This window comes from Vibrio sp. 11986-1-5 (assembly GCF_963878025.1).
Classification (GTDB): domain Bacteria; phylum Pseudomonadota; class Gammaproteobacteria; order Enterobacterales; family Vibrionaceae; genus Vibrio; species Vibrio injensis.
Map to the genome: position 1 here is coordinate 24,106 of NZ_CAWNVW010000051.1, position 23,215 is coordinate 47,320.

28 protein-coding genes are annotated in these 23,215 nt (G+C 45.0%); 15 read left to right on the plus strand and 13 right to left on the minus strand.

All coding sequences use genetic code 11. The features are described 5' to 3' along the window. Positions 1 to 4: 4 nt before the first annotated feature. From ibaG to mlaF, 6 genes are read right to left on the minus strand one after another with little or no spacing between them, the layout of a single operon-like run. On the minus strand, positions 5 to 259 hold the full coding sequence (ibaG, locus tag AACS00_RS13030; protein WP_072670387.1) for a BolA family iron metabolism protein IbaG: 255 nt from the start codon (positions 257 to 259) through the stop codon (positions 5 to 7). Then, positions 252 to 581: an STAS domain-containing protein gene (locus AACS00_RS13035; protein ID WP_110167676.1), complete on the minus strand. Its 330-nt coding sequence runs from the start codon at positions 579 to 581 to the stop codon at positions 252 to 254. Before AACS00_RS13035 ends, ibaG begins: the two co-directional genes overlap by 8 nt. Then, the gene (locus tag AACS00_RS13040) at positions 578 to 1,216 is read right to left on the minus strand and encodes an MlaC/ttg2D family ABC transporter substrate-binding protein (protein WP_110167677.1); all 639 of its coding nucleotides are present in this window, start codon (positions 1,214 to 1,216) and stop codon (positions 578 to 580) included. Before AACS00_RS13040 ends, AACS00_RS13035 begins: the two co-directional genes overlap by 4 nt. A 3-nt stretch (positions 1,217 to 1,219) precedes the next feature. Next, positions 1,220 to 1,708, minus strand: coding sequence for an outer membrane lipid asymmetry maintenance protein MlaD (gene mlaD / locus AACS00_RS13045; RefSeq protein ID WP_072670389.1), 489 nt, complete (start codon positions 1,706 to 1,708; stop codon positions 1,220 to 1,222). Between the two features lie 2 nt (positions 1,709 to 1,710). Then, entirely contained in the window at positions 1,711 to 2,502 is a 792-nt protein-coding gene (gene mlaE, locus AACS00_RS13050; protein ID WP_072670390.1) for a lipid asymmetry maintenance ABC transporter permease subunit MlaE, read from the minus strand. Then, positions 2,492 to 3,295, minus strand: a complete 804-nt coding sequence (mlaF, locus tag AACS00_RS13055) for a phospholipid ABC transporter ATP-binding protein MlaF (RefSeq protein ID WP_110167777.1) — start codon at positions 3,293 to 3,295, stop codon at positions 2,492 to 2,494. The genes mlaE and mlaF overlap by 11 nt, the downstream gene beginning before the upstream one ends. Before the next feature lie 371 nt (positions 3,296 to 3,666). On the opposite strand from mlaF, the gene AACS00_RS13060 reads away from it, so the two are divergent. The 12 genes from AACS00_RS13060 to mgtE all read left to right on the plus strand — a co-directional run bounded on the left by AACS00_RS13060 (position 3,667) and on the right by mgtE (position 12,931). Next, entirely contained in the window at positions 3,667 to 4,632 is a 966-nt protein-coding gene (locus tag AACS00_RS13060) for a calcium/sodium antiporter (protein ID WP_110167678.1), read from the plus strand. Positions 4,633 to 4,646: 14 nt separating this feature from the next. Then, positions 4,647 to 5,621: a KpsF/GutQ family sugar-phosphate isomerase gene (locus tag AACS00_RS13065; protein ID WP_181397577.1), complete on the plus strand. Its 975-nt coding sequence runs from the start codon at positions 4,647 to 4,649 to the stop codon at positions 5,619 to 5,621. Continuing rightward, the gene (gene kdsC / locus AACS00_RS13070) at positions 5,621 to 6,178 is read left to right on the plus strand and encodes a 3-deoxy-manno-octulosonate-8-phosphatase KdsC (protein WP_110167680.1); all 558 of its coding nucleotides are present in this window, start codon (positions 5,621 to 5,623) and stop codon (positions 6,176 to 6,178) included. The genes AACS00_RS13065 and kdsC overlap by 1 nt, the downstream gene beginning before the upstream one ends. Beyond that, positions 6,175 to 6,738, plus strand: a complete 564-nt coding sequence (gene lptC / locus AACS00_RS13075) for an LPS export ABC transporter periplasmic protein LptC (protein WP_072670394.1) — start codon at positions 6,175 to 6,177, stop codon at positions 6,736 to 6,738. The genes kdsC and lptC overlap by 4 nt, the downstream gene beginning before the upstream one ends. Beyond that, on the plus strand, positions 6,719 to 7,216 hold the full coding sequence (gene lptA / locus AACS00_RS13080; protein WP_072670395.1) for a lipopolysaccharide transport periplasmic protein LptA: 498 nt from the start codon (positions 6,719 to 6,721) through the stop codon (positions 7,214 to 7,216). Before lptC ends, lptA begins: the two co-directional genes overlap by 20 nt. Positions 7,217 to 7,218: 2 nt before the next feature. After that, positions 7,219 to 7,944 (plus strand): LPS export ABC transporter ATP-binding protein, encoded by a 726-nt coding sequence (lptB, locus tag AACS00_RS13085; RefSeq protein WP_004394585.1) that lies wholly within the window; start codon positions 7,219 to 7,221, stop codon positions 7,942 to 7,944. Positions 7,945 to 8,043: 99 nt separating this feature from the next. Then, positions 8,044 to 9,498 (plus strand): RNA polymerase factor sigma-54, encoded by a 1,455-nt coding sequence (locus AACS00_RS13090; RefSeq protein ID WP_110167681.1) that lies wholly within the window; start codon positions 8,044 to 8,046, stop codon positions 9,496 to 9,498. A 23-nt stretch (positions 9,499 to 9,521) separates the two neighbouring features. Further along, positions 9,522 to 9,809 carry a ribosome hibernation promoting factor gene (hpf, locus tag AACS00_RS13095; protein WP_004394583.1) on the plus strand — a complete coding sequence of 96 codons (288 nt, stop codon included), beginning with the start codon at positions 9,522 to 9,524 and terminating at the stop codon, positions 9,807 to 9,809. Position 9,810: 1 nt separating this feature from the next. Continuing rightward, on the plus strand, positions 9,811 to 10,263 hold the full coding sequence (gene ptsN, locus AACS00_RS13100; protein ID WP_072670397.1) for a PTS IIA-like nitrogen regulatory protein PtsN: 453 nt from the start codon (positions 9,811 to 9,813) through the stop codon (positions 10,261 to 10,263). An 8-nt stretch (positions 10,264 to 10,271) separates the two neighbouring features. Further along, positions 10,272 to 11,132: an RNase adapter RapZ gene (rapZ, locus tag AACS00_RS13105; protein WP_110167682.1), complete on the plus strand. Its 861-nt coding sequence runs from the start codon at positions 10,272 to 10,274 to the stop codon at positions 11,130 to 11,132. 7 nt (positions 11,133 to 11,139) lie between these two features. Further along, the gene (locus AACS00_RS13110; RefSeq protein ID WP_072670399.1) at positions 11,140 to 11,418 is read left to right on the plus strand and encodes an HPr family phosphocarrier protein; all 279 of its coding nucleotides are present in this window, start codon (positions 11,140 to 11,142) and stop codon (positions 11,416 to 11,418) included. 157 nt (positions 11,419 to 11,575) lie between these two features. Beyond that, entirely contained in the window at positions 11,576 to 12,931 is a 1,356-nt protein-coding gene (gene mgtE, locus AACS00_RS13115; protein ID WP_072670400.1) for a magnesium transporter, read from the plus strand. Positions 12,932 to 13,001: 70 nt separating this feature from the next. Here the strand turns inward: mgtE and pmbA are convergent, their stop codons facing one another. Beyond that, positions 13,002 to 14,345 carry a metalloprotease PmbA gene (pmbA, locus tag AACS00_RS13120; protein WP_110167683.1) on the minus strand — a complete coding sequence of 448 codons (1,344 nt, stop codon included), beginning with the start codon at positions 14,343 to 14,345 and terminating at the stop codon, positions 13,002 to 13,004. 111 nt (positions 14,346 to 14,456) lie between these two features. Here pmbA and yjgA point away from each other — a divergent pair, with 111 nt between their 5' ends. Further along, the gene (yjgA, locus tag AACS00_RS13125) at positions 14,457 to 14,984 is read left to right on the plus strand and encodes a ribosome biogenesis factor YjgA (protein WP_072670402.1); all 528 of its coding nucleotides are present in this window, start codon (positions 14,457 to 14,459) and stop codon (positions 14,982 to 14,984) included. A 107-nt stretch (positions 14,985 to 15,091) separates the two neighbouring features. Here yjgA and thiQ read toward each other — a convergent pair whose 3' ends face one another. The 5 genes from thiQ to mpl all read right to left on the minus strand — a co-directional run bounded on the left by thiQ (position 15,092) and on the right by mpl (position 20,680). Continuing rightward, complete coding sequence (thiQ, locus tag AACS00_RS13130) at positions 15,092 to 15,805, minus strand: thiamine ABC transporter ATP-binding protein (protein WP_072670403.1); 714 nt, start codon at positions 15,803 to 15,805, stop codon at positions 15,092 to 15,094. Between the two features lie 3 nt (positions 15,806 to 15,808). Next, positions 15,809 to 17,401: a thiamine/thiamine pyrophosphate ABC transporter permease ThiP gene (gene thiP, locus AACS00_RS13135; RefSeq protein ID WP_072670404.1), complete on the minus strand. Its 1,593-nt coding sequence runs from the start codon at positions 17,399 to 17,401 to the stop codon at positions 15,809 to 15,811. 3 nt (positions 17,402 to 17,404) lie between these two features. Beyond that, on the minus strand, positions 17,405 to 18,418 hold the full coding sequence (gene thiB, locus AACS00_RS13140) for a thiamine ABC transporter substrate binding subunit (RefSeq protein WP_110167684.1): 1,014 nt from the start codon (positions 18,416 to 18,418) through the stop codon (positions 17,405 to 17,407). A 249-nt stretch (positions 18,419 to 18,667) separates the two neighbouring features. Beyond that, a complete protein-coding gene (locus AACS00_RS13145) occupies positions 18,668 to 19,297 on the minus strand; it encodes a flavin prenyltransferase UbiX (RefSeq protein ID WP_110167685.1) in 630 nt (209 codons plus the stop codon). 21 nt (positions 19,298 to 19,318) lie between these two features. Beyond that, positions 19,319 to 20,680, minus strand: a complete 1,362-nt coding sequence (mpl, locus tag AACS00_RS13150; RefSeq protein WP_110167686.1) for a UDP-N-acetylmuramate:L-alanyl-gamma-D-glutamyl-meso-diaminopimelate ligase — start codon at positions 20,678 to 20,680, stop codon at positions 19,319 to 19,321. A 301-nt stretch (positions 20,681 to 20,981) separates the two neighbouring features. Between mpl and fbp the strand changes: the two genes are divergently transcribed. Next, entirely contained in the window at positions 20,982 to 21,995 is a 1,014-nt protein-coding gene (fbp, locus tag AACS00_RS13155) for a class 1 fructose-bisphosphatase (protein ID WP_004394571.1), read from the plus strand. Positions 21,996 to 22,250: 255 nt separating this feature from the next. Beyond that, entirely contained in the window at positions 22,251 to 22,781 is a 531-nt protein-coding gene (gene ppa / locus AACS00_RS13160) for an inorganic diphosphatase (RefSeq protein WP_004394570.1), read from the plus strand. A gap of 81 nt (positions 22,782 to 22,862) precedes the next feature. Here the strand turns inward: ppa and AACS00_RS13165 are convergent, their stop codons facing one another. Next, on the minus strand, positions 22,863 to 23,213 hold the full coding sequence (locus AACS00_RS13165; protein WP_110167687.1) for a gamma-glutamylcyclotransferase family protein: 351 nt from the start codon (positions 23,211 to 23,213) through the stop codon (positions 22,863 to 22,865). Positions 23,214 to 23,215 lie beyond the last annotated feature (2 nt).

Below are 23,215 nucleotides of genomic sequence, written 5' to 3' on the forward strand. Positions count from 1 at the left end.
AACCTTACAGCGACATCAATTTTTTATTGCGAGCCCACTCTTCTGGGGTGAACGTTTTGATTGATACCGCGTGAATATCATTGCGCTGAATGTGCGCCATTAACGGAGCATAAATCAGCTGCTGTTTCTTCACTCGACTCATCGTCTCGAAGCTCGCATCAATAGCGATCACTTCATAATGGCTACCTTCACCTTTGACATGTAACTCTTCAAGGTTGAGCGCTTGTTGTAATAATTGTTGTACTTGTGTGCTATCCACAATTCACCCCTGCTAATGGTTGAATATGTTGAGCCATCATCGTTTCGATGTTGCTCAACTGAAATAATGTGCGCAGTTGTTGTGGCACAAAACTCAGCATTATATGACAGTTTTGTGTTTTTGCATGCTCTATTAAGTGAATGAGCATCACCATCCCCGCAGAATCGATACGCTGTACTTCTGCTAAAGAAATCTCGCATTGCGCAGCGGTAGGTTGCCAAGCTTGTAAGTGACGCCACAAGTTAGGAACGGTTTCTCTATCAAGTGCACCTTTTAATCGAGCTTGTTCAGGATTGAGTACTTGCCATTGCTCAGCGCTCATTGCGACTCACTCTCAAAACGGATCGGTTGCTCTGATATACGTTGTAACTCTTGTGCTACCGCGAGAATGCCATCCTGACGTATTTTGCCGCTCCACTCAGATTGCTTACTGGATAACAAACTGATCCCTTCCGCAATCATATCAAATCCTTTCCATTCGCCGTTTCTCTCCTGACGTAAACGAAATTCAATTTTCACATTCGGTCTCGGAGGGTCGATAAGTTCAACTTGTACACCGGTGATCCGTCTTCCTTCAGGAACCGGAACTTCCGGAGCAAATTCTATGCGCTGATCATTATATTGAGTAAGTGCTTGTGCATAGCTTGTCACCATGTAAGCGCGAAATGCGGTAATAAACTGCCCAACCTCTTCACGATTGGCCCCTTGTAAATGAGTACCGAGTAGTTTCAGGGCTGCATACTGTTCATTGATGTAAGGCATCAGCTCTTCTTCAACAATAACTTTAAGGTACTCAGGATTGTCGCGAATCTTTGGTTGCTCCGCTTTTAAGCGAGCAAATGATTTTTCTGCCACTTGTCTCATCATCTGATAAGGCTGTGTTTTATCAATCACTTCCGCTTGAATTGCCAATGAAAAAAACAGGCCAAGCACTAAAATCCAATACCGTTTCAACATGATTTACTCCTGTTTTTTACTGTCTGAACTGCCGACGCTATACAGAACTTGGCCGATCAAGTCTTCCAATACCAACGCTGACTTGGTGTCTTCAATATGGTCGCCATCTTTGAGCATTTGCTCATCATCAAAGACAAAACCAGGCACTAACCCAATGTATTGCTCACCAATTAATCCTGAAGTGAGTATTTTCACACTGGAGTTTTCAGAAAACTGATCGTATCGGCTATCAATCGCCATTGTGACAACAGGCAGCAGACGCTGACGGTCCAATTGAATATCCGACACACGTCCGACGACTACACCGCCCACTTTGACTGGTGAGCGCACTTTTAAGTTACCAATATTGTCAAACTCAGCGGTTAATGAGTAAGTATCGTTTGAACCTAACCCTTTCACGTCAGCAACGTGAAAAATCATAATAAGAATTGCGCAAATTCCTGCTAGCACAAAACTTCCTACCCAAAATTCTACTTTTCGTGTTTGCTGCATGTTTAATTCCCAAACATCAATGCGGTCAGAACAAAATCCAGTGCTAACACCGCCAAAGACGAGTGTACCACGGTGCGTGTTGTCGCTCGGCTAATCCCTTCTGAAGTAGGAATAGCGTCATAACCGTTAAACAGCGCGATCCAAGTGACGGTAATCGCAAAGACCACGCATTTGATTACGCTGTTACCAATATCTCTACCTAATTGAACAGAGGATTGCATTACTGACCAAAAACTCCCTTGATCAATGCCTTTCCAATCAACGCCGACTAAATGCCCACCCCAAATGCCTACCGCCATAAAAATCATGGCTAATAAAGGCATCGAAATCAGCCCAGCCCAAAGGCGTGGCGCAATAATTCGCTTGAGTGGATCAACGGCCATCATTTCCAAACTGGAAATTTGTTCCGTGGCTTTCATTAGGCCAATTTCTGCCGTCAACGCCGAGCCAGCTCGTCCTGCAAATAGCAATGCCGTCACCACTGGGCCAAGCTCACGTAGCAACGATAAAGCCACCATTTGTCCTAAGCTCGTTTCAGCCCCAAAATCGACTAAAATAACATAACCTTGCAGACTGAGAACCATACCAATGAAGAGACCAGAGACAATAATAATCGCCAAAGACTGTACGCCCACACTGTATAATTGTTTAATCAGTAAGGGTAAATGTTGAATCGGTCTTGGTCTTCCTACCAGAGCACCAAACAGCATTAAGCTCGCTCGTCCAAAAGACTCGCCGACACCTAAACAGCGTCGACCAAAACGGCTGATTGCTTGCTCCCAATTATTGGCCATCAAACAAGTCCTTCTCTATCGACTGCGCAGGAAAACGAAAAGGAACTGGCCCATCCGCTTCACCACGCAAAAATTGTTGCACTCGTGGATCTGGGTTACTTTCCAGTTCCTGTGGCGTACCAAAAGCGATAACTTTACCATCCGCTAATAGATAAACCCAATCAGCAATACTCATTACCTCGGGCACATCATGGGACACCACCACTGACGTTAAACCAAGTGCTTGGTTTAAATTGCGGATCAACTCAACCAAAACCCCCATAGTGATAGGGTCTTGGCCAACGAAGGGTTCATCGTACATGATCAACTCTGGATCGAGCGCAATGGCTCGAGCTAAGGCAGCTCGACGTGCCATACCGCCAGAAAGCTCGCTTGGCATTAAATGGGCCGCTCCGCGTAAACCCACCGCTTCAAGCTTAAGAAGGACCAGCGTTTTTATCAACGACTCGTTTAATTTTGTATGTTCGCGGAGTGGAAAAGCCACATTATCAAACACATTAAGGTCGGTAAATAAAGCCCCCGATTGGAAAAGCATACTCATCTTTTTACGAGCTTGATAAAGCTGCTTACGCGATAAACGGGGAATATTATCGCCATCGAACCAGATTTCACCGGCTTCAGGCAGAAGTTGACCACCAATCAGACGTAGTAAGGTTGTCTTACCTATCCCAGAAGGACCCATGATGGCGGTGATTTTCCCTTTCGGCACCTGCAAACTCACTTTATCAAAAATGAGACGATTGGCTCGGGAAAAGGTTAAATTATTGATGGTCACTAGATCAGTTTCGGACATACTCTCGATTCGCTGTTGTGGTTTTCCATCCAGAGAATGCGCAATCATAAGCAGATTACGCCTAAATTAAAAGCGCTGTTCAATTACTCATTCGCCAACCCATGATTCTGACCAACGCTATTTTCATCTAATGACCTTACACCACTTAGCGTAAAAAGAGCGATGAAAACGTCATCTAACCTTTAACTACACTGAAAAATCGGTAACAAAGTGTAAGCAAAGCATCCGATTTATCTCAATTAAGCGCAATCACGCATGAAAATCCTCAATAAAAATGCCACAATAAATGTTATCTTCGACTTCCCTTTTAGTGACCAACACGTCAAAATTAGCGGTTACTCATTCATTTTTTATTGAGATTAGGAATCGCCATGCTCGAAGCCATTGGATTATTGATTGTCGGCCTTATTCTGCTGGTTTGGAGTGCCGATAAGCTGGTTTTCGGAGCTGCCGCCATCGCACGCAATATCGGCATTTCTCCTCTAGTTATCGGTATGACCATTTTAGCCATGGGCTCATCAGCTCCAGAAATGATGGTTTCAGCTACCGCCGCTTTAGATGGCAAAACGGATACCGCCGTTGGTAACGTACTCGGATCAAACATCGCCAATATTGCACTGATTCTCGGTATCACCGCGCTCATCAAACCATTATCGATCAGTTCAATGGTATTACGTCGCGAGCTACCACTAATGGTTGGCGTGACCTTATTATCCGGTCTTCTACTCTGGAATAGCTATTTAGGTTTTTATGAAGGTATTCTACTGTTTGCCCTATTTGCCGTATTTATTCTGGCAATGTTACATATTAGCCGTAAAGAGCAGCAGAATGGTGATGCCTTATTGTCTGAATGTGAATCAGAAATCCCAACAGACGTTAGTAACAAAAAAGCCATCATCTGGGTCATTATTGGTTTAATACTACTCCCTTTTGCAGCCAGTATGCTCGTTGATAACTCGGTGATTATTGCTAAGTATTTTGGTATGAGTGATTTAGTTATTGGACTAACGATCATTGCCGTTGGCACCAGCTTACCAGAACTTGCCGCCTCACTCGCTGGAGTACTAAAAGGCGAAGACGATATGGCCGTCGGCAATATCATCGGCTCGAATGTGTTTAATATTCTCGCGGTGATGGGGATTCCAGGCATTTTAAACCCATCAATACTGAGCGATAGCGTCATGGGCCGGGACTTTTGGGTCATGTTAGCGGTCTCATTATTGTTAGTGATCATGGCCCTTGGTAAATCACGCAGTATTAATCGTCTCGAAGGTGCCGTACTGTTTATTATCTTCCTTGCTTATCAAGGATATTTATTGATGAATATGGCTGCTTAATGTAGGAAATGAGAATGTCTGAAAACTTTGATTACCACCGAGTTGCTCAACAAGTTTTAGCCACCGAAATTGCCGGATTACAACAATTAGAACAGTACTTTAATGCTGACTTTACCCAAGCATGTGAAATGATTATCGCCAATAAGCAGGGTAAAGTCGCCGTAATGGGAATCGGTAAATCGGGACATATCGGTAAAAAAATTGCCGCAACACTCGCCAGCACCGGCACTTCCGCTTTTTTCGTACATCCAGGCGAAGCCTCGCATGGCGATCTTGGCATGATTGAACGTGGCGATATTGTTCTCGCTATCTCTAACTCCGGTGAATCATCTGAAATTTTGGCGTTATTTCCAGTGCTAAAACGGCTCAATAATCGCATCATCAGTATGACTGGTAACCCCCGTTCAACCATGGCGAACTTAGCCGATATCCATTTACAAATCACCGTTCCTGAAGAAGCCTGCCCGCTAGGGTTAGCACCGACTTCAAGCACCACGGCAACGTTAGTCATGGGCGATGCATTAGCGGTCGCACTCTTACAAGCGCGTGGTTTTACCGCTGAAGATTTTGCCTTGTCACACCCTGGGGGCACTCTTGGCCGTAAATTACTGCTTAAACTATCGGATATCATGCACCAAGGGGAAGCGCTCCCCAAAGTTTCACCCAGCGCACTCATTCGAGAAGCGTTATTAGAAATCAGTCAAAAAGGCTTAGGTATGACTGCTGTCGTCACTGAAGATGATCGCTTAGTGGGGATTTTCACTGATGGTGATTTGCGCAGAATTCTCGATAAACGAGTGGATATTCATAGCGCAACTATCGAACAAGTGATGACACAAAACCCAACCGTTGCCTCGCCACACCTACTGGCAGTAGAGGGACTAAACTTAATGCAAGAGAAGCGCATTAATGGCTTAATGCTGGTCGATAACCATAAATTGGTTGGCGCTTTAAATATGCATGATCTACTCAAAGCAGGAGTCATGTAATGACTCAACCTATCACCACTTTATATGGCCAAATTGATGCCAACGTATTCGCCATCGCTAAGCAGATCCAACTGCTGATTTGTGATGTTGACGGTGTTTTCTCTGACGGGTTGGTCTACATGGGTAACCAAGGGGAAGAGCTCAAAACCTTCCATACACGTGATGGCTATGGCGTCAAATCGCTAATGAAAGCGGGAATTCAGATTGCAATCATTACAGGTCGTCAGTCAAAAATTGTCGAAAATCGTATGAAAGCGTTAGGTATTTCACTGATTTATCAAGGGCAAGATGACAAGCTCAGTGCTTATCACGATATTTGTCAAAAGCTAGCCATTGCCCCAGAACATACCGCTTACATTGGCGATGATCTGATCGATTGGCCCGTCATGGACAAAGTCGCTCTCAAAGTATGTGTCGCTGATGGGCACCCTTTACTGGTTCAAAAAGCCAATTATGTGACCCATATTAAGGGAGGACACGGAGCGGTACGTGAAGTCTGTGATCTTATTTTACAAGCTCGTGATCAACTTGAAACTTATCAAGGTCTGAGTATATGAGCTTGACTCGTATCCTTTACCTCTGTTTATTTTTTGTCGCTGCATGGTCAGGGTATTATCTGCTGGATAAAGATCAATCGACAGCCATTCAAGTGACCCCAAATTTTGAGCTGCCGATGTTTAGCGGCCAGCATTTAAACAACGTCACCTATAATCAACAAGGTGTACGTAATTACGAAATAATCTCACAACACTTAGATTTTTATGCGGAAAGTGGTAACACAACATTTGAATATCCCGTTCTTAAAGTGTATCGAGATGGAACAACTCAAGAGTGGCAATTGACCGCGAAGCGCGGAATTCTCACTAAACAGCAGGTGCTGATCCTGTATGATGACGTTGTGGCCCATAATTTATTAGCCGACTCTGGCTTTGAACGGCTCACCACCAGCAAATTTAGTATTCAGCTTGATAATCGTGACTTTTGGGCAGACAGCCAAGTTACGTTAATCGGGCCACAGTTTGAAACCCACGGGCAGGCGATGAAGGGTAATTTGTCTGACCATTCGGCTGTTCTCTATAACCATGTACAAGGTAGATATGAAACTTTCACACCTTAGTCTTTTGGCTTGTTTATTCGCTTCGGCACCGATATTGGCTCTATCTACTGATACCCAACAGCCTATTCATATCAACTCAGATAGCCTGCAGTTAGATATGAAGAACAACCGAGTGACCTATATTTCTAATGTTAAACTTGTTCAAGGTAGCATCAACATCAATGCTGAACGACTGGTCGTGATTCGTAATCCAGAGAGTGGAAAAATCGAACAAATTGAAAGCTATGGCAATCCTGCTACCTTTTCTCAGTTGACCGACGAAGGGAAAACCTTGCATGGTCAAGCAAGGCAGTTGTATTACAAAATGGCTGACGACGAACTGCTGATGATTGATCAAGCAATGTTAGCTCAAGATGACAGCGAGATCCGTGGCCAGCGAATTCGCTATCAGATTTCCTCACAAAAACTGATCGCTGATGGACAGGGCACGGAACGTGTCTCTACCATTCTTCAACCTCAAGCCGTGCAGCAAGATTAATTATGTCGATACTCAAAGCCGAACACTTAGCCAAAAGCTATAAAAAACGTAAAGTTGTCTCCGATGTGAGCCTGCAGGTCGAATCTGGTCAGATTGTTGGTTTACTTGGCCCTAATGGTGCAGGTAAAACCACCTCATTTTATATGATCGTTGGCTTAGTCGCGCGTGATGAAGGTTCGATCATGATCGACGATAAAGACATTAGCATTTTGCCGATGCACAGCCGATCACGACTAGGCATTGGTTATCTGCCTCAAGAGGCTTCTATTTTCCGTAAATTATCGGTTGAAGATAACATTATGGCGGTACTGCAAACCCGTGAAGAAATGACCCATGAAGAGCGACAAGATAAACTTGAAGATCTTCTCGAAGAGTTTCATATCCAACATATTCGTCATAGTGCCGGCATGGCACTGTCAGGCGGTGAACGCCGCCGAGTAGAAATTGCTCGCGCATTGGCCGCTAATCCAAAATTTATCTTACTCGATGAACCATTTGCTGGCGTCGATCCGATTTCAGTCATTGATATTAAGAAAATCATTGAGCACCTACGCGATCGTGGACTGGGTGTGCTGATCACTGACCATAACGTACGAGAAACCCTCGACGTGTGTGAAAAAGCCTATATTGTCAGTCAAGGCCGTTTGATTGCCGAAGGGACACCACATGAAGTCCTCAATAATGAACAAGTAAAACAGGTTTATCTTGGTGAACAATTCCGTCTATGATTACAGTATGACTACTGAACAATGATCAGTAGGATAGGCATTCACGTCACAGGATAAACATCAAGTAAGGCATCACCTAGACAAGGTAGTTAATACTGAATGAAACCTTCATTACAGCTCAAGCTTGGTCAACAGTTAGCCATGACTCCCCAGTTGCAGCAAGCTATCCGTTTGCTGCAACTCTCTACCTTGGATCTACAACAAGAGATCCAAGAAGCTTTGATCTCTAACCCGCTACTCGATGTTGAAGAGACCATTGAAGAGTTCTCCGCTAACGACAACTCTGCGCGCAATGAAGACCCAGCTCCCAGTGCAGAGGCCAGTGAACCGGAAGACAGTTCACAATTAATCGAAAAGTCAGAAATCAGCGCTGAGCTAGAAATGGACGCTAGTTGGGATGACGTCTACAGCGCCAACACTGGCAGCACAGGGTTAGCCTTAGACGATGATTTACCCATTTACCAAGGCGAAACCACCGAAACACTGCAAGATTATTTATTATGGCAACTCGATCTCACACCTTTTAGCGATACTGATCGTACTATCGCTCGGGCATTAATCGACGCGATCGACGATCACGGTTACCTCACTGTCCCGCTGAGTGATATTTTAGAAAACTTCGCAGAACAAGAGATCGAGCTGGACGAAGTAGAAGCGGTTCGCAAACGTATCCAACAATTTGATCCTCTTGGTGTCGCTTCGATCAATCTGCAAGATTGCTTGCTACTGCAATTGGCAACCTATCCAAGCGACACCCCTTGGTTAAATGAAGCTAAGCTGTTGCTCACCGATTACATCGATCTGTTAGGCAATCGTGACTTTAAATTGATTGTTAAAGAGAGCAAACTCAAAGAAGAAGCTTTACGCGATGCGCTACAACTGATTCAACAGTTAGATCCTCGCCCTGGCAACCGAATCTCTCAAGAGCAAGCGGAATATGTTGTGCCAGACGTGTCGGTTTATAAAGATCGAGGCAAATGGCAAGTCAGCATTAATCCCGATAGCGTCCCGAAATTAAAGATCAATCAGCAATACGCTAGTCTTGCCCGAGGTAATAATCCCGATAGCAACTATATTCGTTCTAATTTGCAAGAGGCAAAGTGGTTAATTAAGAGCCTTGAAAGCCGAAACGAGACCTTGCTCAAAGTTGCCAAGTGCATAGTTGAACATCAGCGCGATTTCTTCGAATATGGCGAAGAAGCGATGAAGCCGATGGTACTGAATGACGTAGCACAGATTGTGGAGATGCATGAATCGACCATTTCTCGAGTAACAACTCAGAAGTACATGCACACTCCACGGGGTATTTTTGAGTTGAAGTACTTTTTCTCAAGTCATGTCAGTACCGATAATGGCGGAGAGTGTTCATCGACTGCGATTCGCGCCCTGATTAAAAAATTGGTGGCGGCAGAAAACCCAGCGAAACCATTAAGTGATAGCAAAATCGCAGCCCTACTCGCTGATCAAGGGATTCAGGTAGCAAGACGGACAATTGCGAAATACCGTGAATCCTTGGCGATTGCGCCCTCGAGTCAGCGGAAACGCCTGTTATAAGGCCCAACAGAGAAGGAATGTCTATGCAAATCAATATCCAAGGCCACCACATTGATCTTACCGATGCAATGCAAGACTATGTTCATTCGAAGTTTCAAAAGCTTGAGCGTTTTTTCGAGCATATCAATACCACTCAAGTGATTTTACGGGTTGAAAAACTTCGTCAGATCGCCGAAGCTACGCTCCACGTAAACCAGGGAGAAATCCACGCAACGGCAGACGATGAAAATATGTATGCCGCGATCGACAGTTTAGTGGATAAACTCTCTCGTCAACTCAACAAGCATAAAGAAAAGCTAAGTAGCCATTAACATGCAATTAAGCGAAGTACTCTCATTGGACTGCACCAAAAGTGCAGTCCAATGTTCTAGCAAGAAACGAGCATTAGAAATCATCAGTGAAGTCGCGGCTCAACATACTGGTCAAAATGCCACTGAGCTGTTTGAATGCATGCTCAGTCGTGAAAAAATGGGCAGTACTGGCATCGGTAATGGTATTGCAATTCCCCATGCCCGAATGACTGACAGTGATAAGGCCGTCGCCGTGTTGATTCAATGCGCAGAACCGATTGAGTTTGATGCTATTGATAACCGACCGGTTGATCTTTTGTTTGCTTTACTGGTTCCAGAAGAACAGTGTAAAGAGCATCTGAAGACCTTATCTTGCATGGCCGAACGCCTCAACGATAAGCAAATTCTTAAGCAGCTCAGACACGCCGAAAGCGACCAAGAGCTATACGATATTATGCTCAATCAACCTCAGTAGGTCTTGTGATGCGTTTAATTGTAGTGAGTGGTCAATCTGGCGCGGGAAAAAGTGTCGCCTTACGAGTCCTTGAAGACTTAGGTTATTATTGTGTCGATAACCTGCCCGTTAGCTTATTAGATGCCTTCATTCAATCGGTACAAGGCAGCAAGCAGAATGTTGCCGTGAGTATCGATATACGCAACTTACCGAAAGAACCGAGTTTGGTAGAAGATGTTTTAGACCAACTCAAAAAAAATAATGACGTCAGTGTACTCTTTCTGGATGCCAGCAAAGAGACACTACTCAAACGCTACAGTGAAACACGTCGTATTCATCCCTTATCACTACAGGATGATAAACCGACCTTAGCTCAAGCTATCGAGCGGGAAAGATGCTTATTAGCACCATTAAAAGAGCAAGCGGATTTATTACTAGACAGCAGTAATCAATCTTTGCATGAGCTGAGTGAGACCGTACGTATGCGTGTTGAAGGAAGGGAACGGCGTGATTTAGTCATGGTCTTCCAGTCCTTCGGCTTTAAATATGGCATTCCAAGCGATGCGGATTACGTGTTTGATGTGCGTTTTTTGCCCAATCCTCACTGGCAACCGGATTTACGCCCCCTTACTGGACTTGATGCCCCAATCAAATCATTTCTTGAAAGTCACAATGATGTCATTGAGCTAAAACTGCATATTCAGCGTTTTTTTGAATATTGGTTGCCGCAGTTGGAAAAAAACAATCGCAGCTATTTAACCATTGCCATTGGCTGTACGGGCGGCAAGCATCGCTCTGTGTATCTGACTCAACAACTCGGGGAATACTTCGCTCAGCTTGGTCATCAGGTCCAAATACGCCATCATTCATTAGAGAAACACCAAGGATAATCCCCTTATGGCACACGAGCATCGTACGGTCTTTATTCAAAATAAACTTGGGCTGCATGCGCGAGCTGCCGTTAAACTGGTCGAACTCGCCCAATCTTTTCAAGCGGTAATTACCATTAAAGGTGAAGATGATAAGCAAGCCACCGCCGACAGTGTGATGGGGTTACTGATGCTTGAGTCGGCGCAAGGACAGAGAATCTCTATTTGTGCCGATGGTGACGATGCCAGTACCGCTCTCGATGCCGTATGCCAACTGATTGAAAGCAAATTTGATGAGGCCGAATAAACCTCGTTGTCTAGCCTTAACTTATCTCCATCTTCGCTTTTTGATTAGCGTCTAACCAGATTAACATTGACGGCTCCAATATCTTCAGGTTACTTGATTCCTAAATTAAGTTACTATTCTGTTTATTGTCAGAACTTAATAACCGTGAGGAGGAAGCATGGCCGAACCGATTGAATTTGACCAAGCTCACAACACCCTCCAAGAAATTACCGAAGCCCTCGAAAATGGTCGCTTTGTTCATGTGCGCAGACAACTGCAGGACATGGAACCTGAAGATATTGCCCACCTGTTAGAAGCCTCTCCCCGCAAAGCTCGTGATGTTTTGTGGCAATTGACCGACCCAGAAGATTACGGTGAGATCCTTGAAGAGCTCAACGAAGACGTCAAAGATGCGTTAGTCTCAAAGATGGCTCCGGAGATGCTCATCGAAGCAACCGAAGGGATGCACAGTGACGATTTAGCTTACGTCCTGCGTAGCTTACCTGATGATGTTTCACGTGAAGTATTAGCCCAAATGGACGCTGCCGAGCGTCAGCGTGTTGAAACAGCGCTATCTTATCCAGAAGACACCGCTGGCGGTCTAATGAACACCGACGTCATCACCATTCGTGGTGATGTGGATGTCGATGTTGTACTGCGTTATTTACGCATGAAAGGCCAACTGCCCTATGCCACAGACTCACTGTACGTCATCGATCAAGAGAGTCAACTGATTGGCTATCTGCCTTTAGCTACGCTAATCACGACTCAACCAGATATTCAAGTTAGTGAGGTGATGGAGGATGCCGATGAGGCAATTAAAGTCGATGCCAAAGCCTCAGATGTCGCCAGCCTGTTTGAACGCCGCAACTGGGTTTCTGCTCCGGTGGTCGATGAGAACCAACATTTAGTCGGCCGAATTACTATCGATGATGTGGTGGATGTGATTCGTGAAGATGCCGAGCACTCGATGATGAGTATGGCGGGTATGAACGACGATGAAGACACCTTTGCTCCGGTGTTAAAATCGACTCGAAAACGCAGTGTTTGGCTGGGTGCTAACGTCCTAGCTGCCCTGACTGCCGCTTCGGTGTCAAATATGTTTGAAGCAACATTAGAACAAATGGCTGCCATCGCGATTCTAATGACCATCGTTCCTTCGATGGGAGGCGTGGCTGGTAATCAAACGGTAGCACTGGTGATCCGTGGATTGGCTCTTGGTCATATTGGTGACAGTAATAAACGCGAGCTATTGCTTAAAGAGGCAGCGATCGGTTTTTTTAATGGCATATTATGGGCACTGATCATTGGCGCGATTGTCGTATTATGGAAAGGAGAATGGCTATTGGGCGGGATTATTTCTGCGGCCATGATGGCCAACCTATTCATAGCTGGCGTTGCGGGTGTGACTATTCCAATCTTGCTCAAAAAAATGAATATCGACCCAGCATTGGCTGGAGGTATGGCATTAACTACGGTGACCGATGTAGTCGGTTTATCGGTTTTCTTGGGTTTAGCCACGTTACTGATTTAACCCGATCATGGTCATATTAGAGCCCCTAAAGCGCTAATCAACGCCAGCACTTTAGGGGTTATTGATTGGGCTATTCACCAGCCACTTTCATTGATTCAATCAACATCGAACCCGTTTGAATTTGCGAACGCGTTTCGACGTCCGTCCCAACCGCCAGCAATTGCTTAAACATGGTTTTTAAGTTACCAGCAATGGTTACCCCCGAAACGGGATACTGAATTTGACCATTTTCAACCCAGAACCCTGCCGCGCCACGCGAATAATCCCCAGTCACTGTATTAACACCTTGTCCCATCACTTCAGTAACCAATAAACCGTTACCTAATGTTTTGAGTAACTGATCGAAATCTTGCCCAGTAGAGGTAACAAACCAGTTATGGATTCCCCCCGCATGCCCTGTTGGTTGCATGTTCATCTTCCGTGCAGCGTAGCTGGTTAATAAGTACGTTGCCAGAACCCCATCGGTGATGATCTCTCGGTCAATTGTCGCCACGCCTTCGCTATCAAAAGGTGTCGATGCAAGACCACGTAATAAATGAGGACGCTCATTAATCGTGAACCAACTCGGTAAAATTTGCTGACCTAAATGATCCAATAAGAAAGAGGATTTACGGTACAAACTGCCACCACTGATCGCTGTCACTAAGTGGCCCATTAAACCCGTGGCGACATCAGCAGCAAACATCACTGGATATTGGCCGGTTTTTAGTTGACGAGCATCCAAACGCTGAATGGTTTTTTCTGCCGCTTGCTGACCAACAAACTGAGGCGTCCGTAAATCGTCTCGATGACGTGCCACCGTATAGCTGTAATCTCGCTCCATCTCGCCATTTTTGCCTTCACCGATAACGCTACAACTGATGCTGTGGCGGCTTGAAGCATAACTGGCTAATAAACCATGACTATTGCCATACACTTTAACGCCGTAATGGCTGTCGTAACTCGCACCATCACTTTGCTTGATTTTACTGCTGTAATTGAGGGCTTCACGCTCGGCAGCAATGGCAATCGAAGCAGCGCGATCAGGGTTTGGCTCATCAGGATGAAACAAATCTAAATCTGGGATATCTTTAACCATCAACGCTTTGGGTGCCGGACCAGCGTAGGGATCCTCTGAGGTATAGTGAGCGATATCCAAAGCCGCTAACACGGTCTGCTGAATGGCTTTTTCACTCAAATCCGAGGTTGAGGCGCTGCCTTTACGTTGGCCTCGATAAACCGTGATCCCCAAGGCACCATCGCTATTAAATTCAACGTTTTCCACTTCACACATATGAGTGGAGACACTTAATCCGGTACTTTTGCTGATTGCGACTTCGACGGCATCTGCTTGAGCAGAGGCCATATCGAGCGCTTTAGCGACGGCCGCTTCAAGTTCGGCACGCTGGAGCATCACTTGTTGTCTAATATCCATCTCTCATCCATAACTAATTGAGCTTTTATCGTCTTAGGATAACAAGAATTTCGCTTTCTCCCCACGATTCTTGCTAAAATAGCAGAGATAAATAACTAATTAGTGAAGACTATGGCGCGTAAAAATCAGAAAGCCCCTTGGGAAGAGGAAGAAGAGATCATCTTAGTCAGTAAGACTGAGCTGAAAAATGACATGATCGTCCTACAAAAGCTCGGTGAAGAGTTGGTTGAGTTAAAACCATCCGCCTTGCAAAAAGTACCGCTACCGGAAGAGTTAGCCGAAGCAGTAAAAGATGCGCAACGCTTTAAAAACGAAGCTCGCCGCCGTCAATTACAGTACATTGGTAAAATGATGCGCCACATTGATCCAGAGCCAATTCAAATTGCTTTGGATAAACTGCGCAATAAACACGCTCAGACTACCGCTATCTTGCATAAAATAGAGCAATGGCGCGATAAGATTGTTGAACAAGGTGATAGCGCGATCGAAGCTTTAATGGAGCACTATCCGGAAGCCGATAGACAGCGTTTACGCCAATTGGCTCGTCAAGCCAGTAAAGAGAAACAAGGTCAAAAGCCACCTAAAGCGGCACGAGAAATTTATCAGATGATCAAAACCCTTTATGGGCAAGATAGCTAGACTTCTCAGCTGCCAACATAAAGCCATTCGCCTTCAATCACCTCAACCAGCTAAGGGATTGAAGGCCAAATGGTGCAAGGTCACCGCTGACCACTACTCGTCACCAATTAGCAACGATGACTTCCTGCACGGACAAATTCGCTAAATAATGGGTGGATATTCTGCTCATGCAGCTGTTCAATCTCGCCGGTTACCTGAACTTCACCTTGAGCTAAAAACGCAAAATCACTGGCGATCATTTTCGCATCGTTGAGATGATGAGTTACCATCAAAATCGTGACCGCTCGTGCTTTAGCTAATGATTTAACTAATTGCAGCATTTCTTCACGCAATAACGGGTCGAGCGCCGAAAACGGTTCATCCAATAACCAAATCGGATGAGATTGTACAAAACATCGAGCCAAGGCTACCCGTTGTTTTTGTCCACCAGAAAGTTGCTCCGGCAAACGCGTTACAAGTGCCTCAAGCCCCACTTGCCTTGCTGCCTCAACCACTTGTTGCTGTTCGATATCGGTTAATTTAAGACTCGGGTTCAAACCCAAGGCAATATTGTCCCAGACGGTGAGGTGATTAAATAAATTGTGGTCTTGAAACAACATTGCGAAAGGTCGCTGATGCGGTAATTTACCAAGCACAGAATCCCCTGCGACCTCAATCTGACCACTCAGTGGTTCGATAAAACCGGCAATCAAACTAAGCAGTGTTGATTTCCCTGCTCCACTCGGCCCCATTAAAGCCGTAATACTGCCTTGTTTAATGGTTAAATCAAACGTGAAACACTCATCTTGATATTGGTAAGTGAGCTTTACAACGTTTAGCATGACTTATTCTCTCTGTTTAATCTGTAATAACCGCTCAACGCCGTAATAAAGTCCGACACTAAAAACTAATAAAGCCAGTGATAATACTGCCGCCGCTTGCATCTGATAGCTGCCCATCAATTGATATAAATACAACGGAAGAGTGCGAAACTGCTGACTACCAAATAGCGCCACTGCACTCAAATCACCCATTGACACTAAAAAGCTAATGATGAAAGCGTGGGCAAATGGTTTTTTCAGCGCTCGCCACTCAATCAGTCGCAAACGCTGCCAGCCTCTCAAACCAAGACTGGCACACAGTAAATGATATTGCTGGGCCAGATGCAGCATCGGTTGTGATAAGGTTTTAATCACATAAGGCAGAGCCATAACACTATTGACGATAACCACCAACCAATAGGCCATGCTAAAGATATCGACCGTTTGACGTAGCAACAAAAACAACCCGGTACTGATCACCAAGCCAGGTGTAACCAGAATAATGGTGCCAATCCATTCAATACTATTGGCTTTAATAGGTTGTTGATTGATTCGCCAATGACGACTTGTCATAACAATTGCACATCCCGAAAGTAACGCTATCGCTCCCGTCACACTGGCTACTTGAAAAGAAGCGGCAGTAGCAAGCCAAAACTCCTGACTACTCAAAACTTGCCATAGGTGGGTATTTAAGCCGCTCAATACCACCATCAATAGCGGAGGAATCACCAATAGGATCACCAAACCGATCCACATTCCATCCCAGAGTTGTTTTAGTCGTGTATCCCCACCCCAGACTTGGATTGGATAATCCCCTCCCTGAGTTGCGGGCAAACAACGACTAAACCATTGCATCGAAAAGTATAACAATCCACACAATAACATCTGCCAAATGGCTAACAGTGCCCCCGTAGCCAAATCAAAATCAAACTTGATCGCCTGATAAATCGCCAGTTCAATCGTTGTGGCTTTCGGTCCGCCCCCCAAGGCCATGACAGTAGCAAAACTGGTGAAACAGAGCATGAACACTAAGCTCGCCACATGAGGCAATTGCTGGCGTAACCTTGGCCACTCAACCCATTTAAATTTTTGCCAGCTGTTCATACCTAAATGAGCACATAACTTATGCTGCTCGAGTGGAATAGCTACTAAGCTTTGCAACAATAATCGACTGGCGTAAGGTAAATTAAAAAACACATGGGCCAATAAAATTCCGTTTAAACCATAAATCGAAAAAGGCAGACGGATCTGCCAATAGCCCAGTATTTTAGCTAATAATCCTTGATTACCGTAAATCGCGAGTAAACCAAATACCCCCACTAAAACGGGCAAGACTAAGGTCATCGCAAACAGCTTGAGCAGTAAATCTTTGCCTTTAAAACGGCGACGATTCAATGCATGGGCGACAGGAATAGCGAGTCCTACACTCAGTAGCGTCGATAAAAAAGCTTGGTAGAAGCTAAACCAAGTAACGTGTCGGTAATAAGCATCCTGCCATAATTGATCAATAGCAAAAGAAGGGGCTTGCCACAACAAAGCGGCCAATGCACTAATAACGAGGGCCGCAACCAACGCTGCGACCCCTATACCTAATTTAGGTGTCGTTGATAAGATCATCGATTAAAAAGTCAATGCGTGTTGCCACTCACGAATCCAATGACGACGCTGTGCCGCCACTTCTTTGGCACTAAAGGTCAATGATTGGCTGGGTTTCTGTAACTCAGAAAAAGCTTCCGGTAAAGCCACATTGGTCACTGGATACATCCAGTTGGTGGTTGGAATAGCTGATTGGAAATCATCACTGACAATAAACTGCATAAATTGAGCCGCCAACGCTGGATTTGGGCTACTCTTCACCTTAGCCGCAACTTCAACCTGCATATAATGACCCTCGGCAAAATTAGCCGTGATATAGCGATGATCATTTTCAGCTATCTTATGATAAGCCGGAGAAGTCGTATAAGAGAGCACCATATCAGCCTCTCCTTTTAAAAACATCGAATAAGCTTCCGACCACCCTTTGGTCACCGTGACGGTTTTTTTCGCCAGTTGCTGCCATGCATTGGCCACTTGATCCCCGTAAACCGACTTCATCCATAGTAGCAATCCCTGACCTGGGGTTGAGGTCCGTGGATCTTGATAAATAATCGTCAAGTCATCGCGCTGTTCAACAAGTTCTCTTAGGCTCTGCGGTGGATGAGTTAAGGTTTGCTGATTATACACAAACGCAAAATAGCCATAATCATAAGGAATAAAGGTCTCATCATTCCAACCATTCGGCAACGTCAGCGCTGATAAATCGACGGAATGAGGGGCTAACAGTCCTGTTTGTTCTGCTTCCGTCATCAAGTTGTTATCCAGACCCAACAAAACATCGGCCTTAGTATGACGACCTTCAAGACGTAAGCGATTTAAAATCGATACGCCGTCATCCAAACCAACTAAGTTCAGTTGACAGTTACACTCGGCTTCAAACGCTTTTTTAATCACCGGGCCTGGTCCCCAATCAGCGATAAAAGAACTATAGGTATACACCGTCAAGGTCGGTTTATCGGTCGTCGTGGTTGGCGCGGCAAGCGCAATAGAAGAAAAAAATAGACTGGTTAATGCGATGATAGAGTATTGATTATTCAAGGCTTGCGCTCCATGGTGAGCGGCACAGGCTTGAGGAAGAGTGAGACAGCATCCATGAGTCTGTTTCTAATCTCCTGCTCAATTCCTACGCCAGTATTATCTGGTTCAGGTGTTTAGTCAGCATCCCTTAATGGTCAAATGACTAATGCGGGTCCCAAGCATGGCTTGATCTCAGCGCCATTCGGTTATGAATGGTTGGCTCCCCGATGAGTGAGTAAGATTGTAATGCTAAAACATAAAAGAAGCTACTTAACGCTGATCATAACCCCAGCGCGGCACCAGTCCTTGTTCGATTCCTAGATGATCGAGAATGCGGGCTACCATAAAATCAACCAAATCATCGATCGATTTAGGTTGATGATAAAAACCGGGCGCTGCTGGCATAATAGTAACGCCCATTTGCGACAATTTGTGCATATTCTCTAAATGCAGGGTAGAGAACGGGGTTTCGCGAACCACCAACAGGAGTTGCCCTCGTTCCTTGAGCACCACATCTGCAGCACGCTCAATCAAATTATCCGACATGCCATGAGCGATAGCAGCGACGCTGCCCGCCGAACAAGGACAAACCACCATTTTTTTCGGTGCCGCAGAGCCTGAAGCCACGGGGGAAAACCACTCTTCTTTACCACAGACGATCAGTTTATTCGGATCGCAATTAAACAGTTTAACCAACTGCTGCTGCGCCGCTTGGGGTTGACTAGACAATTGCAAACCATGCTCCGTCGCTAATACCACTCTGGCAGCGGATGAGATAAGCAAATACACGGCATGCTCACTGGCAAGTAAACATTCTAAAAGACGCAGTCCATAGGGTGCGCCAGAGGCTCCTGTCCAGGCCAAAGTAATGGCTTGGTTATGTGTTGTTAAATCGGTCACTGTTATTGAATACCCTAAACGTTACTGAGCTCGCTTTTTAAGCGTGGCGAGTAACTTATTATGTATACCGCCAAAGCCACCATTACTCATCACTAAAATGTGCGAGCCCGGTTTGGCTGCTGCGCAAATTTTCTCAACTAAGTCATCGATGTTATTGCTCACATAAGCGGGTGAGGTGCATTGCTGAGCAACTTCATCAACCGACCACGCTAATTCGTTAGGCTGAAAAAAATAGACTGAATCAGCTTGCGCGAGTGATGCCGCCAGTGTGCCCTTATGAACACCTAATTTCATAGTGGCAGAGCGGGGTTCGACGACAGCGATAATTTTTTCACTGCCGACCTTGTTACGTAAGCCAGCCAAAGTGAGTTCAATCGCCGTCGGATGATGAGCAAAATCGTCATAGACGGTCACGCCGTTTTCCTGTCCTTTTTGCTCTAAACGCCGCTTGGTATTGATAAAGCTTGCTAGTGCCTGACAAGCTAAATCAGGTGTAACTCCCACATGTCGCGCGGCGGCAATCGCCATTAAGGCATTATTTACATTGTGATCACCAATCAATGACCACTCGACGTCGCCCACTCGTTGATCTTGAAAATACACCGAAAATTGTGAGCCTTGTGGGTTATGTTTTTTAGCCAACCATTGCCCCTGTTGACCAATAAATTCTCGTTCACTCCAGCATCCTCGGCTTAACACGTCCGCTAAGGCAGAGTCTTGCTGGGGAACCAATACTCGTCCATTACCCGGTAAAGTGCGGATTAAGTGATGGAACTGACGCTTGATCGCTTCAAGATCATCAAAAATATCCGCATGATCAAACTCTAAGTTATTCAGGATCAACGTTCTTGGGTGATAATGAACAAACTTAGAACGCTTATCGAAAAAAGCACTGTCATATTCATCGGCTTCAACCACAAAAAACATGCTTTCTCCCAAGCGAGCTGAGAGATCAAAGTTGCCTAATACCCCTCCAACGAGAAAACCGGGCTGATAGCCAGACTGCTCTAAAATCCACGTTAACATACTGGCAGTCGTGGTTTTGCCATGCGTCCCCGCTACCGCGAGAACCCAGCGATCTTGCAATAAGAAGTCGTGCAGCCATTGCGGTCCCGAGGTATAACGTAAATTGTGATTCAAAACATACTCAACACAAGGGTTTCCACGACTCATCGCGTTACCAATCACCACCAGATCAGGATGTGGACTTAATTGTTTCGGATCAAAACCTTCAATAATTTCAATTCCTTGGGATAATAACATCGTACTCATTGGTGGATAGACATTGGCATCACTGCCCGTTACCTTATGGCCTAACTGACGAGCAAGCATCGCCAATCCCCCCATAAAAGTGCCACAAATCCCCAAAATATGAATATGCATCAACCTGATCTCACTTGTGCTGTTTATCTGCCTAACCATTATCCTGATCCATACCATAAAAGCGAGTACCGAAAATCGCCACAATGTAATTTATCGAAAGTCGACATCTAAATTGAGATCTTCAGCAGTTAGTTTATTACTCGTAAAAAGTTCTAGGATTTAAAATCACCGCTATAACGAAACACCTTGAAAAGGTAGCTAAATTTGCTTTCTTCTCAAGGAGTAAGAACACCAACGCTGATGACCCTACTCTTTCGCGTTACCTTTCTCCCCCAGAACCAATAAGTGTTAAGGAAATAACATGTCGAAGATGCGCACCCTTGGTGAGTTTATTGTTGAAAAACAACACGACTTTCCCCATGCAAGCGGTGAACTCTCCTCTTTACTTGCGTCCATTCGTCTTGCCGCCAAAATCGTTAACCGAGAAATCAACAAAGCTGGATTAGCCGATATTACTGGCGCATCGGGTAACGATAATATTCAAGGTGAAGAGCAACAAAAACTGGATGTCTACGCTAACGATAAGTTTAAAGCGGCTTTAGAAGCGCGCGATCAAGTCTGCGGTGTTGCCAGTGAAGAAGAAGATGAGGCAGTCGCCTTCAATAAAGAGCTTAACCAAAATGCGAAATATGTCGTGTTAATGGATCCACTCGATGGTTCATCGAATATTGATGTCAACGTTTCTGTTGGAACCATTTTCTCAATTTATCGCCGTATCTCTCCCGTAGGTGGACCACCAACCGCAGAAGATTTCCTTCAGCCTGGTCATAAACAGGTTGCTGCTGGGTATGTAATTTATGGCTCGTCAACCATGTTGGTGTACACCACAGGCAATGGTGTCAATGGTTTTACTTATGACCCTTCGATTGGTTCATTTTGTCTCTCTCATGAAAATATGCGTATTCCAGAGCAGGGCAAAATTTACTCTATCAACGAAGGTAACTACATTCGTTTTCCAACCGGCGTTAAAAAATACATTAAATACTGCCAAGAGAGCGTACCGGAAGATAATCGCCCTTACACCTCACGTTATATTGGCTCATTAGTCGCCGACTTTCACCGCAACTTGCTCAAAGGCGGTATCTATCTTTACCCAAGTACTCAAAGCCACCCCAACGGCAAGCTGCGTTTACTGTATGAATGCAACCCGATGGCACTATTGATTGAGCAAGCGGGCGGCTTAGCGACAGATGGTAGACAACGTATCCTTGATATCAAACCTACCGAGTTACATCAACGCGTGCCGTTTTTTGTCGGTTCAAAACAGATGGTTGAAAAAGTCTCTCAGTTCCTTGAAACCTACCCAGATGAATAGTCATCTGAATCGGACTCAACGGACTGAGCGTGGTCGATAAATATCGAACAACCATAGAACAAATCTAACCAATAGCGCTGATGCTTAAAGTATGTAAGCGCTAAAAGCCCATCGAGTTACTCACTGCTACTTGGGTATCCGGCTTTTTACAGGTAAACTTCGCCTTTTTCTGCACGTCGGTTTTGCACCGACGTGCAGTTTGCATAATAATGAGCGACACTTTTTAAAATCCGGCTAACCAAAAAGGAAACCGTAATGAGCTTAAATAATGTGCCAGCAGGAAAATCCCTGCCAGATGATATCTACGTAGTGATTGAGATCCCAGCGAACGCTGACCCAATCAAATACGAAGTAGATAAAGATTCTGGTGCGGTATTCGTTGACCGTTTCATGTCTGCGCCTATGTTCTACCCATGTAACTACGGTTATGTGAACCACACGCTATCTCTTGATGGTGACCCAGTGGACGTATTGGTTCCAACACCCTACCCATTGATCCCAGGCTCTGTGATTCGTTGTCGTCCAGTGGGTGTTTTGAAGATGAGTGATGAGTCAGGTGAAGATGCCAAAGTCATCGCCGTTCCACATTCTAAGCTGTCTAAAGAGTACGACCACATTCAAGATGTGAATGATATTCCAGCACTACTGAAAGCTCAGATCACCCATTTCTTCGAGCGTTATAAAGAGCTAGAAAGCGGTAAATGGGTGAAAGTAGAAGGTTGGGAAGATGCCGCTTCTGCGCGTGCTGAAATCCTTTCTTCTTACGAGCGTGCACAGCAAAAATAATGCTCGTTTTCCCTGATTAAGTCAGGATGAATAAGCCCAAAAAGCCAGCATTGCTGGCTTTTTTCATTGAGAAAACACGGCTTAAATACGTTGGCACCAATCGCCAGATTCAATTTCAGAATCAAGCCGCGAAGCCTCTTGATAAATGTATATCCAAGCGAGGCCATAAGGCGTATCAATGGTTTCGCGTCGATACTCAACGGGAACATCTTCTAATACATCAAGTTTTGCTAATGTGCGCTCATCGACTTGATACACTTCCCCTTTGATTGATTGCTGACCAGCAATCAATCCCGGATAGGGGCCAAGATCGTGTAACGCATAGCTTGGCGGTGTTTCAAAGTAGCCTAAGAGCTTACTTTCGCTTAAATAATCGTGATGGCTTTCACCTTGTCGTAAGGTGCCATAGACAAACACTAGAGACAATAGCATAC

Coding starts and splice junctions, on each gene's coding strand:
- AACS00_RS13035 (WP_110167676.1), bottom strand. CDS start 581: ATGAGCGCTGAGCAATGGCAAGTACTCAATCCTGAACAAGCTCGATTA.
- AACS00_RS13040 (WP_110167677.1), bottom strand. CDS start 1,216: ATGTTGAAACGGTATTGGATTTTAGTGCTTGGCCTGTTTTTTTCATTG.
- mlaD (WP_072670389.1), bottom strand. CDS start 1,708: ATGCAGCAAACACGAAAAGTAGAATTTTGGGTAGGAAGTTTTGTGCTA.
- mlaE (WP_072670390.1), bottom strand. CDS start 2,502: ATGGCCAATAATTGGGAGCAAGCAATCAGCCGTTTTGGTCGACGCTGT.
- mlaF (WP_110167777.1), bottom strand. CDS start 3,295: ATGTCCGAAACTGATCTAGTGACCATCAATAATTTAACCTTTTCCCGA.
- AACS00_RS13060 (WP_110167678.1), top strand. CDS start 3,667: ATGCTCGAAGCCATTGGATTATTGATTGTCGGCCTTATTCTGCTGGTT.
- AACS00_RS13065 (WP_181397577.1), top strand. CDS start 4,647: ATGTCTGAAAACTTTGATTACCACCGAGTTGCTCAACAAGTTTTAGCC.
- kdsC (WP_110167680.1), top strand. CDS start 5,621: ATGACTCAACCTATCACCACTTTATATGGCCAAATTGATGCCAACGTA.
- lptC (WP_072670394.1), top strand. CDS start 6,175: ATGAGCTTGACTCGTATCCTTTACCTCTGTTTATTTTTTGTCGCTGCA.
- lptA (WP_072670395.1), top strand. CDS start 6,719: ATGAAACTTTCACACCTTAGTCTTTTGGCTTGTTTATTCGCTTCGGCA.
- lptB (WP_004394585.1), top strand. CDS start 7,219: ATGTCGATACTCAAAGCCGAACACTTAGCCAAAAGCTATAAAAAACGT.
- AACS00_RS13090 (WP_110167681.1), top strand. CDS start 8,044: ATGAAACCTTCATTACAGCTCAAGCTTGGTCAACAGTTAGCCATGACT.
- hpf (WP_004394583.1), top strand. CDS start 9,522: ATGCAAATCAATATCCAAGGCCACCACATTGATCTTACCGATGCAATG.
- ptsN (WP_072670397.1), top strand. CDS start 9,811: ATGCAATTAAGCGAAGTACTCTCATTGGACTGCACCAAAAGTGCAGTC.
- rapZ (WP_110167682.1), top strand. CDS start 10,272: ATGCGTTTAATTGTAGTGAGTGGTCAATCTGGCGCGGGAAAAAGTGTC.
- AACS00_RS13110 (WP_072670399.1), top strand. CDS start 11,140: ATGGCACACGAGCATCGTACGGTCTTTATTCAAAATAAACTTGGGCTG.
- mgtE (WP_072670400.1), top strand. CDS start 11,576: ATGGCCGAACCGATTGAATTTGACCAAGCTCACAACACCCTCCAAGAA.
- pmbA (WP_110167683.1), bottom strand. CDS start 14,345: ATGGATATTAGACAACAAGTGATGCTCCAGCGTGCCGAACTTGAAGCG.
- yjgA (WP_072670402.1), top strand. CDS start 14,457: ATGGCGCGTAAAAATCAGAAAGCCCCTTGGGAAGAGGAAGAAGAGATC.
- thiQ (WP_072670403.1), bottom strand. CDS start 15,805: ATGCTAAACGTTGTAAAGCTCACTTACCAATATCAAGATGAGTGTTTC.
- thiP (WP_072670404.1), bottom strand. CDS start 17,401: ATGATCTTATCAACGACACCTAAATTAGGTATAGGGGTCGCAGCGTTG.
- mpl (WP_110167686.1), bottom strand. CDS start 20,680: ATGCATATTCATATTTTGGGGATTTGTGGCACTTTTATGGGGGGATTG.
- fbp (WP_004394571.1), top strand. CDS start 20,982: ATGTCGAAGATGCGCACCCTTGGTGAGTTTATTGTTGAAAAACAACAC.
- ppa (WP_004394570.1), top strand. CDS start 22,251: ATGAGCTTAAATAATGTGCCAGCAGGAAAATCCCTGCCAGATGATATC.
- AACS00_RS13165 (WP_110167687.1), bottom strand. CDS start 23,213: ATGCTATTGTCTCTAGTGTTTGTCTATGGCACCTTACGACAAGGTGAA.